Genomic DNA, 16,509 nt, shown 5'->3' with positions numbered 1-16,509 from the left:
CCCGTACCCATCCCGAACACGGAAGTTAAGCTCACCCACGTGTGGTGGAGTACTGGCGTGGGCGACCCGCTGGAAAACACGACTCGCTGTCTCTCCATTCATTGCGGTATTCCCAACCTGTTCGAGCGGTAGCGTTCGCGACCGCTCACATACGTAATCGAGAGCGCTCGATACGGTACGCTTAAACGACTGAGTACCCAACGCCAAACCGCGCCAAGGTGGCAGAGTTCGGCCTAACGCAGCGGCCTGCAGAGCCGCCCATCGCCGGTTCAAATCCGGCCCTTGGCTTACTTCGACGAACTATCCGTCCGCTTTGCGATTTTCGCCGCCGACCGCCCGGTCTGTCGTGCCATCGACGGCCGGACCCGACGGCCACACCGTCTTCGAAAGAGGAACCGTTTTTACGCCGGGTGCACCACCATCAGGCATGCAACGACGCGCTGTGGCAGTCGCCGCCGCCCTCTTCCTCGTCGTGGGGGCGCTGTCGCTTGGCCTCGTCCTCACCGCGGACGCGCCGGAACTGAATCTCGAGGACGACAACGTGTTCCAAGAGAACGACCGCTTCACCTACGGGGGACAGACCTACACGGTTGCCAGCATCGAGGCGAGCGAGTCTTCCGGCGGTGGCCACGGCGGCGGGGGCGGGACGACGTACGAGGCCGTGATCGAGTGGCAAACCGAGAGCGGCACCCAGAGCACGTCGCTGGGCCAGCACAGCACGGTAACGCTCTCCGGTGATGAGTTCTTCGCACACTTCGAGTCGGGCGAGGAGGTCGTTCTCTCGGCTGACACCCAGCAGCTCCGCCAGCACAACTACGACACCGAGCAGTACCACACCCACACCAACGGGCTTTGGGGCGTGACCATCCTCAGCGGCATCGTCGCCATTCTCCTGATCGGGATCGGCTACATGCCCTCGCGGTACTGACGCCGCCTCAGTTCCCTTCTTCGAACAGTGCGGGCGAGAAGTAGCGCGCGTAGTGACGACGACAGCTTGGGTTGAACTCCGCGTTACACTCGGGACAGTGGTCGTCGCAGGCCAGATACTCGTCGACGGTTAGCACCGAGCCACAGATCCCACAGAGCACCGCGGGTGCGTCGCCGTCCGCCGGCCCCCACCGTCCCGGCTCGTGGTCCGCAGCCGAGAGGTGACACTCGTAGCAGGGGTAGAACGTGCCACAGCACGGGAACCGGATCGCGATCACGTCCAACTCACTGTCGTAGTGGCGACACCGTGTCTCCGGACCGACCTCGACGCCCCGGACCGTGTGGCCGTGTACGTCCATGTGGCTCTTTCGTGGGCGCTGTCGCAAGGGCTTATCGGCAGATACGCGGCGACACCAGCGACTGGTCACTGAGAGAACGAGCCTGAGAGAAGCGTCAGTGCGATGTGACTGGGAGAAGTGGCCGCCGCCTCAGGGCGCCTCGCCCGTCTCCAGCGTGAACTCCGCACGCGGGTAGGCAACGCAGGTCAGCGTGTAGCCGTCGTCGAGTTCGCTATCCGAGAGCATCTCCTGGTCGTCGTGTTCGATGTACTCCTCGCTGGGCCCTTCCTCGATGTGGGCCGCACAGGAGACACACTGACCCTGTCGGCAGGCGTAAGGGAGGTCGAACCCCTCCTCCTCGCCGGCGTCGAGGATCGGCTCGTTGTTCGGGAGTTCGACCGTCTCGCCCTGCTTGACGAACTCGACCTCGAAGTACTCGACCTCGTCCTCCGGGATATCGCCGGGGCCGGCGCCGCCCTCTTCGGCCTCGCCTTCGAGTTCGCCCTCCTCGGCCTCGCCGCCGACCGCGGCCGCCGGCGCGCCGCCGCCGATCGATCGGTTGTACGGCTCCGGGAAGTCCGTCTCGGGCACGCTCGCGGCCCGGCGTTCGAGCACCTGCTCGGAGATGTCCGGGGCGGCCTCCCACTCCGACCCGCGAACGAAGTGGAGCACCGCGGTGATCCCGCTGAGGAGCACGGCGAGCCCCAGCGCGGTCGTGTTCACAGCCATACCGGGGATATCGACTGCCTGGGTTAAGGTGGTTGTGATTCCGCGCGTCACTGCCGCCGGTTACGGCGGGTACGCGACACCCCGCTCGGCCAGCAGCGACGCGAACTCCGCCTCGTCGATGATCGGGACGCCCTCGGCTTCGGCGTCCGACCGTTTCGTCTGCCCGGGGTCCTCCCCAGCCACGAGGTAGTCGGTGTTGCCCGACACCGACCCGGTCGCGTTCGCGCCGTGGGCCTCGACCAGCTCCTCGGCCTCGTCGCGCGTGACCGAGAGCGTGCCCGTGAACACGAACGTCAGCCCCGCGAGCTCGTCGCCCACCTGCAGCGACTCGGGGGGTTCGGGTTCGACGCCCGCCTCGCGCAGGCGCTCGATCACCCGTCGGTTGCGCTCGTTGTCGAAGAACTCCACGACGTGAGAGGCGACCGTCGGGCCGAACCCCTCCACGTCGCGGATATCCGCCTCGTCGGCCGCTAGCAGCGAGTCAAGGCCGCCGAACGCCGTGGCCAGGTCCTGTGCCATCGTCGGTCCCACCTCCGGCACCCCCAGCGCGGAGAGGAATGCGCCCAGCGACGGCGATTTGGTCCGCTCGATCTCCTCGCGGAGTTTCCGGGCGCTCTTCTCGCCCCACCCTTCGAGTTCCGCGAGGTCCTCGGCGTCGATCTCGTAGAGGTCCGCGACGGAGCCCTCGATCAGCCCCTTGTCGACCAACTGCCCGGCGGCCTCCTCCCCCAGCCCTTCGATATCGAGGCCGCTGTCGCTGCCGTAGTGCTCGACGGACCGTTTCAGCTGTGCCGGACAGGAGAGCCCGCCCGTACAGAACTGCAGCGGGCCGTCTGCCTCCACATCGCTGCCACAGACCGGGCAGCTATCGGGCAGTTCGAAGTAGCCCTCGGAGTTCGACTCGACGACTTCGGAGACGTACGGGATCACGTCGCCGGCGCGCTCGACCCGGACCACGTCGCCCACGTCGACGCCCAACGCCGCGATCTCGGACTGATTGTGCAAACTCGCCCGCGACACCGTCACGCCGCCCACGTCGACGGGATCGAGCAGCGCGACCGGGGTGAGCCGGCCGGTCCGACCCACCTGCACGACGATGTCGGCGATCCGGGTCTCCTCCTTCCGGGCGGGGAACTTGTAGGCGTACGCCCAGCGGTAGTGTCGCGAGGTGGTGCCCAGCCGCCGGCACTGCTCGCGGTCGTTGACCTTCAGCACCGTGCCGTCGATCTCGTAGTCCAGATCCTCCCGAACTTCTTGCAGTTCGTTGCGGAACGCGATGGCGCCCTCGATATCGTCGACCAGCCGGTGGCGTTCGTTGACCTGCAGCCCCCAATCGGGTAGCTGCTGGTGCTCGTCCCAGTGGGTGTCGAGTCCGTCGAGTTCCGCGCCACCGACGGAAGCGGCGTCCTCGCTATCGGCGCCCGTCGGGCCGATCTCTTCCACCGGCGCGACCTCGTCGCTGGCCCAGAGCACGTCGTAGAAGAAACAGTCCAGCGGTCGCTCGGCCGTGACGGAGGGGTCCAACTGTCGCAGCGTCCCCGCCGCGGCGTTCCGCGGGTTCGCGAACGGGTCCTGGCCCTGCTCCACGCGCTCGGCGTTGTGCTCCTGAAACGCCGCCAGCGGCATGTGGACCTCCCCGCGAACCACGAGCACCGGCGGGTAGTCCCCGCGGAGTCGCTGTGGGACCGAGGGGATGGTCCGGACGTTCTCGGTCACGTCGTCGCCGACCTCGCCGTCGCCCCGCGTGGCCGCGCGCTCGTAGCGCCCGTCGACGTAGATGATCTCGATCGAGAGCCCGTCGAACTTGGGCTCGCAGACGTAGTCGACATCGGCGCCGTCGTCGAGCTCCCGCCGGACGCGCTCGTCGAACTCCCGCACTTCGTCGGCCTCGCCCGAGGAGTCGATGGAGAGCAGCGGCACGACCAGTTCCACGTCCTCGAGGTCCTCGACGGGCTCGCCGCCGACGCGCCGGATGGGCGAGTCCTCCGTTTCGAGGTCGAACTCCGTTTCCAGCGTCTGCAGGCGCTCGAACAGGTCGTCGTACGCCCGATCCGAGATCACGGGGTCGTTCTCGACGTAGTAGCGGTAGTCGTGGTAGCGGATCGCCTCCCGGAGCTGTGCGGCCTGCTCGCGGGCGTCGGCGGCGGATAGTCCCCCTGCCGGCGCGAAATCGGTGTCCGGCTCGCGGACGTAGGGGTTGTCCGCCGGCGGCTCCTCGGTCATGGCTCGGCGTTGGCCCGGCGACGGTAAAAAACGACGACCGACGCGCTACTCGACGTCCGCGATCTCGCTGACGCGCTCGTCGCCGGCGTCGACGCCGCCGCCGTGGAAGCAGACGATCCGCTCGAACTCGAGTTCGCCGAGTTTGGCGACGGACTTCATCGCCTGCTCGTACTCGGGGGTGTGCTGCTCGGCGGGCCCGTGGAGTTCGCCGTCGGCGGCGGTCAGCGCGTCGCCGGCGATCAGCACGCCGGCCTCCGGCAGGTGGAACGAGGAGTGCCCCGGCGTGTGGCCGAACGTTTCGACCAGTTCGAGGGGCCCCGCGAGCGTGCTGAAGCCGACGCCGTCGAGCACCTCCACGTCGACGCGGGCCGGCGGGTAGCGCTCGTCCCCGGACTTGATCGGGAACTTCCGGCCGTCGAGATACGGCGCCTCGGCCCAGTGCGCGAACGTCGGTGCGTTCGTCTCCTCCTGTACGGTGGCGAGTGCGCCGGCGTGGTCGCCGTCATGGTGGGTCATCACGACGAACCGCACGTCGTCGAGGTCGAAACCGTGCTCGCCCAGCGCGTCCTCGAGGGCGTCGATGTGGCCTGGCAGCGTCGTGTCGAACAGGATCAGGCCCGTCTCGGTCTCGACGGCCGTCGGCGTGAACGTCCGCTCGGTGTCGCCGAAGTCGATGGTGATCGGCAGGCTGTAGACGTGGTCTGTGAGCTCCATACCCGCCGTTCGGGCGCCGGCGTAGTAGGCCTACTGGCGGCGACCCGAGCGACGGTCGCTACTGGGCTCCGAACTTCGTGACGCTCCCGAACGCGCCCTCGGTGATGGCCTCGGCGAGTGCACGGCAGTTCACGTCCTCGGGCATCTCGCCGGGGTACTTCTGTTGGAAGAAGCCGACGACGTTCGTCACGTCGCGTTCGAGGAACTCCATCGCGTTCTCGTGGTCAGTGTCGACCGCCTGGGGCCAGTCGAAGACAGTGATCCCGCTCTCGGCGACGGCGACGTTGTGCTGGCTCATGTCGGCGTGGACGTAGCCGGCGTCGTAGGCGTCGCGGACCGCCCGCAACACGAGGTCACAGACGCCGACGACCTGTTCTTCCGGGAGTGCGGCCCGCTTGAGTTCGACGCCCTCGAACTTCTCCATCAGGATGGCGTGGCGGTTCTGGTCGACGGGTCGGGGGACCGACACGTCGGGGTAGAGCTCCGCGAGGATCTCGTGTTCCCGCTCGGCGGCCTTCCGGGCGGTGTAGAACCACGAGACGTGGTTGCGGTCGGCGGTGTACTCGCGTTCCTTGTCCACCTTCCGGAACTCGGTGTAGCCTTCGCGGTGGAACTTCAGCGCCATCGGCTCGTAGGATCGCACCTCGTAGACGTCGCTCTCCTTGCCGACGCCGAGCGGGGCACCCATCCCCTCGATGGTGCCCCGCTGGGAGAACGCCCGGAGCGCGAGGCAGTCGTACCCCTCGAAGGTGAGCCGGTAGCCCTCGTACTGGATGGTCTTGCGCTCGACCAGATCGCGGTCCGAACACCGGTCCAGCCGGTAGTCGACCTCCTCTTTGGTCATGTCGGCGTAGTCGGGGAGCTTCTCGCGCTGGACCCACTCGCTGAACCGCATCCCCTGTTCGAGGCCCGAAAGGAGGTAGAAGTCCTCGTCCTCCAACTCGGCCATCTCGCTCGCGACGTTGCCGACCATGGGTAGTGTGGGGGTTCCGTGCGAAAAAGGGTGCCGCGTTATTCGTCGGATTCGTTCGGTTTGGGTTGGTGATCTGGGTCAGCAACACCTCGAAAGCCCCGCCGCGCTCGACTCGGGCGACTCGCTGCGCGCGCTCCCGTTGGTCGCGTGCTTGCGTCGTCGTCCGTCGCCGAGCGCGGCGCCCCTTTCAGTCCCCCCGGCCGCACCGCCCACGAACCTCCCCAGCCGACTCGGTCGCTGACACTCCCTCGTCCTCCGAGGGAGCTTCGCTCCCTCGTGGTCCCACTCGCTCACTCCGTTCGCTCGCGGGACCCTCGCGCTCGGTTCGCGTCCGACGACGCGAACGCTTCGCGCCGACTGCACGGGAAACGTCGACGCCGCGCCACGCCCCACCGCAACCGCTTTTCACCTCCCCCGCCCACTCCCGGCCATGACCGACCATGCCGACCGGGAGTGGCGCCTGATCCGTGAGGAGGCCCGTCCCGGCCCGCTACAGATGGCGCTGGACGAGGTGGCCGCCGAGACCGCCGCCGCGGGCGGGCCGCGCACGGTCCGCGTGTACCGCTGGGCGCCCTCCTGTCTCTCGATGGGCTACGGGCAGGCCGTCGAGACCGTCGACTGGGACCACTGCGAATCGGCGGGGGTGGATGTCACCCGGCGTCAGACCGGCGGCGGCGGCATCTACCACGACAACGAGGGCGACATCGCCTACTCCATCGCCGCGCCCGCGGCGGAACTCCCGGGCGAACTCATCGAGAGCTACCACGAACTCTGCCCGCCGATTCTGGACGCGTTCGCCCGCCTCGGCGTCGACGCCGACTTCGTGGAGAACGAGCGTCCCAGCATCTACCAGCCGGCCTGCTACCTCAGAGGGCTCCACCCCGCCCACGACGTAGTGAGCGACGGCGGCGCCGGGCGAAAGCTGGCCGGGAATGCCCAGTACCGCCGGAAAGAGGCCGTGATCCAGCACGGCTCGATCACCTACGACTCGCGGCCCGAGGATCACCTCGCGGTGTTCGCGGATTCGGGCGTGACCGTCGAGGAGTTCGAGGAGCGCGTGGCGGGGATCACCGACATCGTCGAAGTGAGCCGCGAGGAGGCCGTCGACGCCTTCGAGACGGCGCTGCAGGAGTGGGCCGACGCCGAGGAAGGCGAATGGACGGATGCGGAACTAGAGCGCGCAGAGGAAATCGCCGACCAGAAGTACCGAAACGATGCGTGGATCCGGGAGCGGGACGCCGAGCGGTAGTCAGAACGCCGGCGTCTCCTCGCCACCCAGTTCCTCGACGATTGCTTCGTGAATCTCGCCGACCGGCGGCGTGTCCCGCGTCGGGTCGAGCCAGTGGTCCGCGAGCCACTTGTATCGAATCGTGCGGTCCTGATCGACCAGAAAGCAGGAGCGGCGGGCGCGTCGATGAACTGCCGGTGGAGCGCCGGGCCGGACTTGCTGACGCCGATGACGGTGACGAGAGTAGCCGCGAGAACCGCATCGGCGCGAATCCTCAAGGAGCTTTGCCTCGCGTCCCCGATAGCGAACCGCTTTTGCCGGTCGCTTGCGGATTCGGACCATGCTCAAAATCGGCGCCCACGTCTCCATCGCGGGCGGGGTCGACAACGCAGTCGAGCGACAGGTCGAGATCGACGGCAACTGCGGCCAAGTGTTCACCCACTCGCCGCAGGTCTGGGATCACGGCGAGATCACCGACGAGGAGGCCGAACGCTTCCGCGAGGAGACCGAGGAAGAACTCGCGGGCCCGTGGGTGATTCACTCCTCGTACCTCGTGAACCTCTGTACGCCCAAGGAGGACCTCCGGGAGAAGAGCCGCGACTCGATGCAGCAGGAGGTCGAGGCCGCCGACCGACTCGGCATCGAGTACGTGAACGTCCACCTCGGCGCCCACACGGGCGCGGGCGTCGACGGCGGCATCGAGAACGCCGCGAGCGTGATCGACAGCCTCGACGTGCCCGAGGACGTCACCGTGCTGGTCGAGAGCGACGCCGGCAGCGGCACCAAACTCGGCGACCAGTTCGAGCATCTCGCGAACGTGATCGACCTGACCGACGAGGAGATCGGCGTCTGTCTCGACACCGCCCACACGTTCGCGGCGGGCTACGACCTCTCGACCCCCGAGGCCGTCGACGAGACGGTCGCGGCGTTCGACGACGTGGTCGGCACCGAGTACCTCCACTGCATCCACCTCAACGACTCCAAACACGAGTGTGGGACCAACAAGGACGAACACGCCCACATCGGCGACGGCTACATCGGCGACGACGGCATGCAGCGGATCATCAACCACCCCGAATGGCGCGACGTGCCGTTCGTGCTCGAGACGCCGACCGAGGACGGCCGCAGTTTCGCCTGGAACGTCGAGCACGTCCGAGAGCTCCGCGAGTAGCCACGAGTCAGGCAGTAGGCATATACGCGTCAGCCGATTCAGTTCGGCTATGACACAGGGGCCGACCGGCGAGCAGACAGCGTCCGGTCCCGTCTCGTTCTCGCTCGAGGGAGACGTGCTGACCGTCCGCGACGAGGCCGGCGGCGGCGAGATCGCGATGGAGGTCGACGGCGCGGCGTCGCTCACTCCGGCGACCGACGCCTGGTTCAACGTGCCGATTGACGATGCGGTGAGCGTCGAGACGACCGAAATCGAGGTCCGGCAGGGGACGTCGACCCAGATACGCACCGACGACGGCGAACACTACGGCTCGATTCTGGACGGGGAGTTCACCGTCGGCGGCGGCACGTACGTCGATATCGACGGCGCGCTGAAGCTACTGCTCTACGTCGAGGAGGGGCCGATGGAGGGGTCGCTCATCGAGAACGGCCCCACTCCGGGGTCGCTCCTGCTGACGTTCGAAAAGCCCACACGCGTCGTCATCGGCGCGCGCTCCCACCACGAACAGCCAGTCGCGACGATGACCGTCACCGACGACCCCGAGGACCTGATGACGGCGGCGTCGTACCTCGGCTCCTCGATCAAGGAGTGGTCGGCCGAGCGCTCCTGGCCGACGCTGCGGGGCCACCCGCCCGGAATCGAGTACGGCGACGAACTCCACATCCCCGACAGTCTCTCGAAGCCCGGCACCGAGGTGACCGTCGCCGTCCCCCGCGACATCGGCGACGTGCTGCGGGTGATGCCGCTGGCACACTACTTCGGCGCCGACGTAGTGCCGGGCGAGCAGGCCGAACTCCGCCTCGGCGCCCAGCACGTCGAACCGCTGGGCTCGGGACAGGAACTGGAGCAGTCGGTCGACGACCTGTTGGGCCACGCGCTGGTGCTGGACAGCCTCGTCCGCATCGGCGGCTACTACTCGATGCCGCGCTACGAGTACGACGAACTCGCGGCCGAACTCCCGTTCTACCCGCCGGAACTGTACGACCAGCCGATCCACCGGCAGCTACTGGAGTATCTCGAAGTGTCCTTCGAGACGGTCGCGCCGTACGTCTCCACGTGGCCGGCCGTCGGCACGCTCCGACCCACCGCCGACGACGCCGAGACGGTGCCGTACCTCCTGAACACGCTCCTGCGGGTCCACGTCACCGACGACGGCCTCCCACGGGAGCCCTCCACGCTCGACAAGCCGGTCGACCTCGCGTGCAGCCTCGACGTTCCGCCGGGCGTCGCCGCGTTCCCGCCCGCGGCCCGCGAGCGCGCGAGCCGTCACGACCGGCGGGCGGCGGGGGAGGCGACGCTGCTGTTCGTCGGCGAGGACGCCCCCGGTCCGGAACAGTTCGACGGGCTCGACTGGGAACGGTTCGAACTCGGCGGGACGCCGACAGTCGACTTCCGCCGGTCGGTCTCCCGCGAGGAACTCCGGTCGCTGCTTGCCGAACCGTACGCTTACGTCCACTACGGGGATCAGGTGACCGAGGAGGGGTTCGTCTGTTCGGACGGCGTTCTCGCGTTCGAGGACCTCCCGGACGGCGGCGTGGGTGCGATTTCCTTCGAGTGGCCGCGTGCGCCGACGGCGTCGCTTGTGGGGATCCACGACGTGGCAACGGTTGCGTGCCTGTTCGAGGAGTCGGCCGACGCCGACGCGCTCGCGCAGTTCGGCATCTACCTCGCTGTCGGCCGGTCGGTGGCGACGAGCGCGGATCTGGCCGGCGTGGAGCACGCTCGCTGTCTCGGCGACGCGACGCTCTCGATGACGCGTCGACCGACCGGTCACGCACCGCTCGTCTACGACGTCCGCCGGCAGGAACCGGACGCATACGAGGTATTGGCCCGCCTCGACACCGACCAGCACGACACACTCGGGCAGATCATCGCGACTCGGCTCGATCCCTCGCAGGACCGCTATCAGCTCACGGGGACCGTCGAACAGTTCGACGGCCCCGTTTCCGCCGCCACCCTCGCGGATCTCGTTGCGGGCGACACGATCCTTGAGGTGGACTGGCGGCCGACCGCGACGGCGACGCCACCGTCCATCGAGGAACTGCTCTCGGAGTAGCCCGCTTCCGAGGCTGACTTACGACCCCGGGCCCAACGCCCGCTATGCGACCGTTCCTCCTCGCCGTGTTGCTCACGCTGCTCGTCGCGCCGGCCGCGGGTGCCGCGGCGCCGGACGCCGCCGCCCCGGACCGCCCGGCGATCCAGTCCGAAACCACGCTCACTGGGACCGTCTCCTACCTCAACGGCACCGCCGTCCCCAACGCGACGGTACTGGTCGGCAGCGAGGCCCGCCTCGCCAACGCCTCCGAGAGCGAACTCCACGAACTGGCTGCTGACCCGCCGGATAACGTCGTCACCGCGACCACCAACGAGTCGGGTGGCTACGAGATGACCGTCGGCAGCGGCGTGAACGCCGAAACCGTCGTCGCCGTCGCCGCGGACGGCGCGAGCCGACCCCGGAACTACGTCGCCGGGGAGTTGGACCTCACCATCCGAACGACCACCGCACTCAGCTTCGAGTCGCCGACGGTCCCCGCTGAACCCGGCGGGCGTGCCGAGATCCCGTTCACGCTCGAACACACGGGTGAGCAGGCAGTCGAGGGGCTCTCGCTCTCGCTAACGACGCCGCAGGGCTGGAACTTCGTCTCGGCGTCCTCCGAGACGGGGACGTTCCACGAGGACAACCGGACGTTCACCTGGGGCACTGTCGAACCCGGCGAGACCGTCGAGGCGTCGTTTCGGATTTTCGTCGCTATCGGCTCGATCAACGACTCGGCACAGACGTACGAACTGACCACGTTCTCGGGCAGTGACACCCACCCCGTCACCTCGTCGGCGAAGGTTCGCGTGCGCTACCCGACTGAGGCGACCCAGACCGAGATTCCCGGCTTCGGCCTGCCCGCGGCGCTGGTGGCGCTGACCGGCCTCGCGGGCGCGGCGCTCGCGCGACGGGACTGACCGACTCGCTTTTCCTCCCGCCGGTCCGACTCTCGCCCGTGCGGGAGTTCACGCCGGAGTATCTCGAACACACCCGCCGCGGGATGTGGGAGTCGACCGCGGCGCTCGAACCGCTGGCCCTCGACAGCCGCGAGCGCGTGCTGGACGTGGGTTGTGGCACGGGCGAACTCTCCGGCGTGCTCGCAGCCGAGACGCCGGGCGAGGTGATCGGCGTCGACGCCGCCACGGACCTCCTCACGGTCGCGCACGAGCAGGCCGGCCTCCCGGCAGTCGCCGGCGACGCCACTCGCCTGCCGTTCCGCGACGGCGTCGCCGATCTGGTGGTCTGTCAGGCGCTGCTGATCAACCTCCCCGACCCCGCCGGGGCCGTCCGGGAACTCGCCCGGGTCTCTTCGGACCTCGTGGCGGCTATCGAGCCGAACAACGCGGCTGTGGAGGTCAGTTCGACCGTCGACGCCGAGGAGCGACTGGAGCGGGAGGTCCGGGAGGCGTACCTCGAGGGCGTCGAGACGGATGTGGCGATGGGCGAGCGCGTCGCCGATCTGTTTGCGGACACTGGGTTGGAGGTGGTCGAGCAGCGGACGTACTACCACGAGAAGCTCGTCGAACCGCCGTACTCGGAGCCGGCGATGGAGAGCGCCGCGCGGAAAGCGAGCGGCGCGGGGATCGCGGAGCACGAGCGGGAGTTGCGGGCCGGCGGCGCCGACTACGACGCGCTCCGGGCGGCGTGGCGCGAGATGGGTCGGGATGTGGTGCGGGCGATGGGTGAGGAGGGGTACCGGCGGCGCGAGGTGGTGCCCTTCGAGGTTACTGTTGGGCGGGTGTAGGTTGGAATTTGCTGGTTTGGTGGTTTTACGAGGGATACGGTTTTCCGCGACAGCAACAGCATCTCTATCGTTGGCAACTTGTGACCGCACCGCTGACCACTCCGCGGCCTCACGCCTCCCCAGCCGACTCGCTCGGGCTTAACCCTCGCTCGTCCCTCGCGCTGAGGCGTCGACGAGAATCGAAGATTCTCGTCTGCCAATCAGAAATCGGAGATTTCTGATGGCGCGACACGAGGTCGCGCCTGCTTCGCGCCACCGCCGCCGCGGCGGATGCGGTGGACGCCTCGCGCTCGCCAGCGGTCGGCGAGCGCGGGGGGAGGGGTGGGGAATCGGCGCTGTGCCGGGGTTCATCCCCGGCGCCCGGCGGTCCCAGAGGTCATGGGAATTCCGCGGTCGTGGTCGCCGTCGCGGCTGCAGCGCTACCCGTCGTCGACGCCATCACGTCCCAGAAAGCACTACCCGCAAAACGAACTGCTCCTCAGACTGCTTCCATCGACGCCAACAGCCGACACTTCCGACACACGTCCCCAGACGTCGTCGACCCGCAGCGCTCGCACTCGCCCAGATCCTTCCCGTTTCCGTCGTCGTCGTACGAGTCAGCCGCCAGCGACGCCAACTCCTCGTAGCCGGCCATGATCGAGTGCCGGGTCCCGGGGTGGTTCTCCTCCAGTTTCAACAGCAGTTCCTGAATCTCCCCGCGGTAGGCCTCGCTGGCGTGGGGACACTCGGTGATGTGGGCCGGCAGGTCGTTCAGGTGCGCGTAGAGTGCCACCTCCTTCTCGGGAATGTCCCGCAGCGGCTTGGCCCGCGGGACGAACGAGTCGCTCTCCTCGCGGTCCTCGAAGCCGCCGATGGAGGCGTCGAAATGTTTGGCGACCTGCTTCACGTCGCCCTCGAGGAAGTTCATCAGCGCCGTCTGGGCCTCGTCGTCGAGATTGTGGCCCGTCAGGAGTTTGTCGGCGCCCAGTTGCTCGGCGTAGTCCTCCAGCAGGTCACGCCGGAACACGCCGCAGTACGCGCAGGGCGCCATGTTCTCGGGGTCGTCCTCGACCACGTCGTCCATGCGGACGCCGAACTCCTCCTCGTAGCCGACGACCTCGTGGGCGATCTCGAGATCCGCGGTCAGCTCCTCGCTGGCGGCGAGTGACTCGTCGCGGTAGCCCTCGATCCCCTCGTGGATCGAGAGCGCCACCAATTCCACGCGGGGGTCCTTGCCGAACGTGTCCGCCAGGATCTCGGTGAGCACCACCGAGTCCTTCCCGCCCGAGAGGCCGATCACCCACGTCTCGGGGTTCTCGGGCGTCGCCTCGTCGGAGAGCATGTCGTCCTCCCGGATCCGGCGGCGCACCCGCTTCTCCACCGACCGGGTGACGTGCTCCTCACAGAGATGCGCCCCGGAGTAGGCGGCGTTCATCACCGCCTCGGAACCGCACCGGTCACAGTCCATTTGCTGGCGCTAGCCGACCGCCGGGCATACGGGTTTCGCTCGCGGGGGCAGGATGATCCGTCGACGTGGCCGGATCGGTCGGTCGCCGCGGGGCGATTCGCGCAGTCCGATCGGCTTCTCGGTTTGGTTTCCAAAGTTCGACACCCGTCCGAGGCGCTGTTCCCAAGGCGCAAACCCACTAAGGGAGGAACCCGTACTATAGAACACTATGGGAACACGAACCGCACAGCTGAACATCACGGGCATGTCCTGTGCCAACTGTTCGGCGACTGTTGGGGAGGCCCTGGAGGACCTCGACGGCGTCGTCGAGGCCACCGTCAACTACGCCACCGACGAGGGGTCCGTCGAGTACGACCCCGAGACGGTGTCGCTGGGCGACATCTACGCCGCCGTCGAGAGCGCCGGCTACGGCGTCGTCTCGGAGACGGTGTCCATCGCCATCTCGGACATGTCGTGTGCGAACTGCGCCGACACGAACGAGGCGGCACTCGAAGGCCTCCCGGGCGTCGTCGACGCCGAAGTGAACTACGCAACCGACGAGGCACAGGTCACCTACAACCCCGAGGACGCCTCGCGAGAAGCCATGTACGACGCCATCGAGGATGCGGGGTACACGCCCGTCCGGGAGGGCGGCGACGACGAGGGCGAGTCCGCCCGCGACGCCGCCCGCAACGAGGAGATCCGTAAACAGCGCCGGCTGACCATCTTCGGCGCCGTGCTCTCGGCGCCGCTGCTGTTCTTCCTGCTCGAACACTTCCTGTTCGACAGCCTGCTCGCCGACTCGCTGTTTGGCGTCCCGCTGGGCTGGGTGATGTTCGCGCTCGCGACGCCCGTCCAGATCGTCCTCGGCCGGCCGTTCTACCGGAACTCCTACAACGCGCTCGTCAGGAACGGCCGGGCCAACATGGACGTGCTGATCGCGCTCGGGTCCACGACGGCGTACACCTACTCCGTCGCCGTGCTCGCGGACCTGATCGCCGGCAGCGTCTACTTCGACACCGCGGCGCTGATCCTCGTGTTCATCACGCTCGGGAACTACCTCGAGGCTCGCTCGAAAGGGCAGGCCGGCGAGGCGCTGCGGACGCTGCTGGAGATGGAGGCCGATACTGCGACCGTCATCGACAGAGCGGCGTCGAAGACGCCGCAGGCAGACGGCGAAGCCGTCGATACGGACGGGAACGAGGAAGAGATTCCCCTCGAGGACGTCGAAGTCGGCGACCTGATGAAGGTCCGGCCGGGCGAGCAGATCCCCACCGACGGCGTCGTCGTCGAGGGGCAGTCCGCCGTCGACGAGTCGATGGTCACCGGCGAGTCCGTCCCCGTCGAGAAGACCGAGGGCGACGAGGTGGTCGGGTCGACGATCAACGAGAACGGGATGCTGATCGTCGAGGCGACGAAAGTCGGCGCCGACACGGCGCTCCAGCAGATCGTCCGGACGGTGAAGGAGGCCCAGTCCCGCCAGCCGGAGATCCAGAACCTCGCGGACCGCATCTCCGCGTACTTCGTGCCGGCAGTCATCGTGAACGCGGTGTTCTGGGGCGCCGTCTGGTTCCTGTTCCCCCAGGCGCTCGCTGGCTTCGTCGACGCGCTGCCGCTGTGGGGGCTGGTCGCCGGCGGCCCGGCGGTCGCCGGCGGGACGGTCTCGGTGTTCGAGTTCGCGGTCATCGTGTTCGCCTCGGCGGTGCTGATCGCCTGTCCCTGCGCGCTGGGTCTGGCGACGCCCGCGGCGACGATGGTCGGGACCACCATCGGCGCCCAGAACGGCGTGCTGTTCAAGGGCGGCGACGTGCTCGAGCGCGCGAAGGACGTCGACACGGTCGTCTTCGACAAGACCGGGACGCTCACCGAGGGCGAGATGGAACTCACCGACGTGGTCGTGTTCGACGGCCCGGAGGGGGCTCGAGCCGACGGTGGTGAGCGAACCGACGGTTCGCGATCCTCGTCGGATCACCGATCCGACGGCGGCCAGTTGGCCGAACGCGAGCGACTCAGCGAGGACGACGTGCTCCGACTCGCCGCGACGGCCGAGAGCGGCAGCGAGCACCCGCTGGCTCGCGCCATCGTCGACGGCGCCGAGGAACGCGGGATCGAAATCGGCTCGGCCGAGAGCTTCGAGAACGTCCCCGGGCATGGCGTCCGGGCGACCGTCGACGTCTCCGGCGAAGCCGGAGGCACGTCGGACTCGTCCGACGGCGGCGGCGAGGTGCTGGTCGGCAACCGAAAGCTGCTCCGCGAGAACGGCGTCGACCCCGACCCCGCCGCGGAGACGATGGAACGCCTCGAGAACGAGGGGAAGACGGCGATGCTGATCGCCTACGAGGGTGATCTCGTGGGCGTCGTCGCCGATGCCGACACGGTCAAGGAGAGCGCGAAGTCCGCCGTGAGCCAGCTTCAGGCGCGCGGCGTCGACGTGATGATGCTCACCGGCGACAACGAGCGGACCGCCCGTGCGGTCGCCGAGGCAGTCGGAATCAACCCCGAGAACGTCCGTGCGGAGGTGCTGCCCGAGGACAAGTCCGACGCCGTGGAAGTGATCCAGGATGACGGACGGCAGGCGATGATGGTCGGCGACGGCGTCAACGACGCGCCGGCGCTGGCGGTCGCGTACGTCGGTACGGCCATCGGTTCGGGCACGGACGTGGCTATCGAGGCCGCCGACGTGACGCTGATGCGCGACGACCCCGTCGACGTGGTGAAGGCGATCCGGATCTCCGACGCGACGCTGCAGAAGATCAAGCAGAACCTCGTCTGGGCGCTGGGCTACAACACGGCGATGATCCCGCTGGCGTCGCTGGGCCTGCTCCAGCCAGTACTCGCCGCGGGGGCGATGGCGTTCTCCTCGGTGTCGGTGCTGGGGAACAGCCTGCTGTTCCGGCGGTACACGCCGGACGAAGATTACCGCCCGTTGTGGCGGTAATCTGAGGAGGCGTGTGCCTCGTCTGACTCGTCCGACTCCGCTATGAGCCGGACGAGGACT

At 68.1% G+C, this 16,509-nt stretch carries 14 protein-coding genes, 1 tRNA gene and 1 rRNA gene; 9 read left to right on the top strand and 7 right to left on the bottom strand.

The features are described from left to right. From rrf to J2753_RS04630, 3 genes are all read left to right on the top strand, one after another. Positions 1 to 95 (top strand): 5S ribosomal RNA (gene rrf, locus J2753_RS04640); the annotation flags it as partial. 117 nt (positions 96 to 212) lie between these two features. Then, positions 213 to 288, top strand: a tRNA-Cys gene (locus J2753_RS04635). Between the two features lie 139 nt (positions 289 to 427). Then, the gene (locus tag J2753_RS04630) at positions 428 to 928 is read left to right on the top strand and encodes a hypothetical protein (RefSeq protein ID WP_209490738.1); all 501 of its coding nucleotides are present in this window, start codon (positions 428 to 430) and stop codon (positions 926 to 928) included. A gap of 7 nt (positions 929 to 935) precedes the next feature. Here the strand turns inward: J2753_RS04630 and J2753_RS04625 are convergent, their stop codons facing one another. The 5 genes from J2753_RS04625 to J2753_RS04605 all read right to left on the bottom strand — a co-directional run bounded on the left by J2753_RS04625 (position 936) and on the right by J2753_RS04605 (position 5,904). Continuing rightward, on the bottom strand, positions 936 to 1,286 hold the full coding sequence (locus J2753_RS04625; protein ID WP_209490737.1) for a CHY zinc finger protein: 351 nt from the start codon (positions 1,284 to 1,286) through the stop codon (positions 936 to 938). Positions 1,287 to 1,415: 129 nt separating this feature from the next. Continuing rightward, a complete protein-coding gene (locus J2753_RS04620; RefSeq protein ID WP_209490736.1) occupies positions 1,416 to 1,994 on the bottom strand; it encodes a 2Fe-2S iron-sulfur cluster-binding protein in 579 nt (192 codons plus the stop codon). 60 nt (positions 1,995 to 2,054) lie between these two features. Continuing rightward, positions 2,055 to 4,217: an NAD-dependent DNA ligase LigA gene (ligA, locus tag J2753_RS04615; protein WP_209490735.1), complete on the bottom strand. Its 2,163-nt coding sequence runs from the start codon at positions 4,215 to 4,217 to the stop codon at positions 2,055 to 2,057. A gap of 45 nt (positions 4,218 to 4,262) precedes the next feature. Next, positions 4,263 to 4,931 carry an MBL fold metallo-hydrolase gene (locus tag J2753_RS04610; protein WP_209490734.1) on the bottom strand — a complete coding sequence of 223 codons (669 nt, stop codon included), beginning with the start codon at positions 4,929 to 4,931 and terminating at the stop codon, positions 4,263 to 4,265. Positions 4,932 to 4,989: 58 nt separating this feature from the next. Next, positions 4,990 to 5,904 carry a serine/threonine-protein kinase RIO2 gene (locus J2753_RS04605; protein ID WP_209490733.1) on the bottom strand — a complete coding sequence of 305 codons (915 nt, stop codon included), beginning with the start codon at positions 5,902 to 5,904 and terminating at the stop codon, positions 4,990 to 4,992. 430 nt (positions 5,905 to 6,334) lie between these two features. Here J2753_RS04605 and J2753_RS04600 point away from each other — a divergent pair, with 430 nt between their 5' ends. Next, the gene (locus J2753_RS04600; RefSeq protein WP_209490732.1) at positions 6,335 to 7,153 is read left to right on the top strand and encodes a lipoate--protein ligase family protein; all 819 of its coding nucleotides are present in this window, start codon (positions 6,335 to 6,337) and stop codon (positions 7,151 to 7,153) included. On the opposite strand, the gene J2753_RS04595 is transcribed toward J2753_RS04600, so the two are convergent. Then, positions 7,154 to 7,474: a hypothetical protein gene (locus J2753_RS04595; protein WP_209490731.1), complete on the bottom strand. Its 321-nt coding sequence runs from the start codon at positions 7,472 to 7,474 to the stop codon at positions 7,154 to 7,156. On the opposite strand from J2753_RS04595, the gene J2753_RS04590 reads away from it, so the two are divergent. From J2753_RS04590 to J2753_RS04575, 4 genes are read left to right on the top strand one after another with little or no spacing between them, the layout of a single operon-like run. After that, the gene (locus tag J2753_RS04590; RefSeq protein ID WP_209490730.1) at positions 7,473 to 8,303 is read left to right on the top strand and encodes a deoxyribonuclease IV; all 831 of its coding nucleotides are present in this window, start codon (positions 7,473 to 7,475) and stop codon (positions 8,301 to 8,303) included. The two genes, J2753_RS04595 and J2753_RS04590, sit on opposite strands and share 2 nt — an antisense overlap. 49 nt (positions 8,304 to 8,352) lie before the next feature. Then, positions 8,353 to 10,359: a hypothetical protein gene (locus tag J2753_RS04585; RefSeq protein WP_209490729.1), complete on the top strand. Its 2,007-nt coding sequence runs from the start codon at positions 8,353 to 8,355 to the stop codon at positions 10,357 to 10,359. A gap of 44 nt (positions 10,360 to 10,403) precedes the next feature. Beyond that, complete coding sequence (locus J2753_RS04580; protein ID WP_209490728.1) at positions 10,404 to 11,258, top strand: NEW3 domain-containing protein; 855 nt, start codon at positions 10,404 to 10,406, stop codon at positions 11,256 to 11,258. Positions 11,259 to 11,296: 38 nt separating this feature from the next. After that, positions 11,297 to 12,085 carry a class I SAM-dependent methyltransferase gene (locus tag J2753_RS04575; protein WP_209490727.1) on the top strand — a complete coding sequence of 263 codons (789 nt, stop codon included), beginning with the start codon at positions 11,297 to 11,299 and terminating at the stop codon, positions 12,083 to 12,085. Positions 12,086 to 12,563: 478 nt separating this feature from the next. Here the strand turns inward: J2753_RS04575 and ncsA are convergent, their stop codons facing one another. After that, entirely contained in the window at positions 12,564 to 13,532 is a 969-nt protein-coding gene (gene ncsA / locus J2753_RS04570; RefSeq protein WP_209490726.1) for a tRNA 2-thiolation protein NcsA, read from the bottom strand. Positions 13,533 to 13,740: 208 nt separating this feature from the next. Between ncsA and J2753_RS04565 the strand changes: the two genes are divergently transcribed. Further along, positions 13,741 to 16,449: a heavy metal translocating P-type ATPase gene (locus J2753_RS04565; RefSeq protein WP_209490725.1), complete on the top strand. Its 2,709-nt coding sequence runs from the start codon at positions 13,741 to 13,743 to the stop codon at positions 16,447 to 16,449. Positions 16,450 to 16,509 lie beyond the last annotated feature (60 nt).

Origin of the sequence: Halolamina salifodinae, assembly GCF_017874235.1 — an archaeon.
Lineage (GTDB): Archaea > Halobacteriota > Halobacteria > Halobacteriales > Haloferacaceae > Halolamina > Halolamina salifodinae.
Note: the sequence above shows the minus strand (reverse complement) of the source record. Positions and strands in the feature narration are given on the sequence as shown.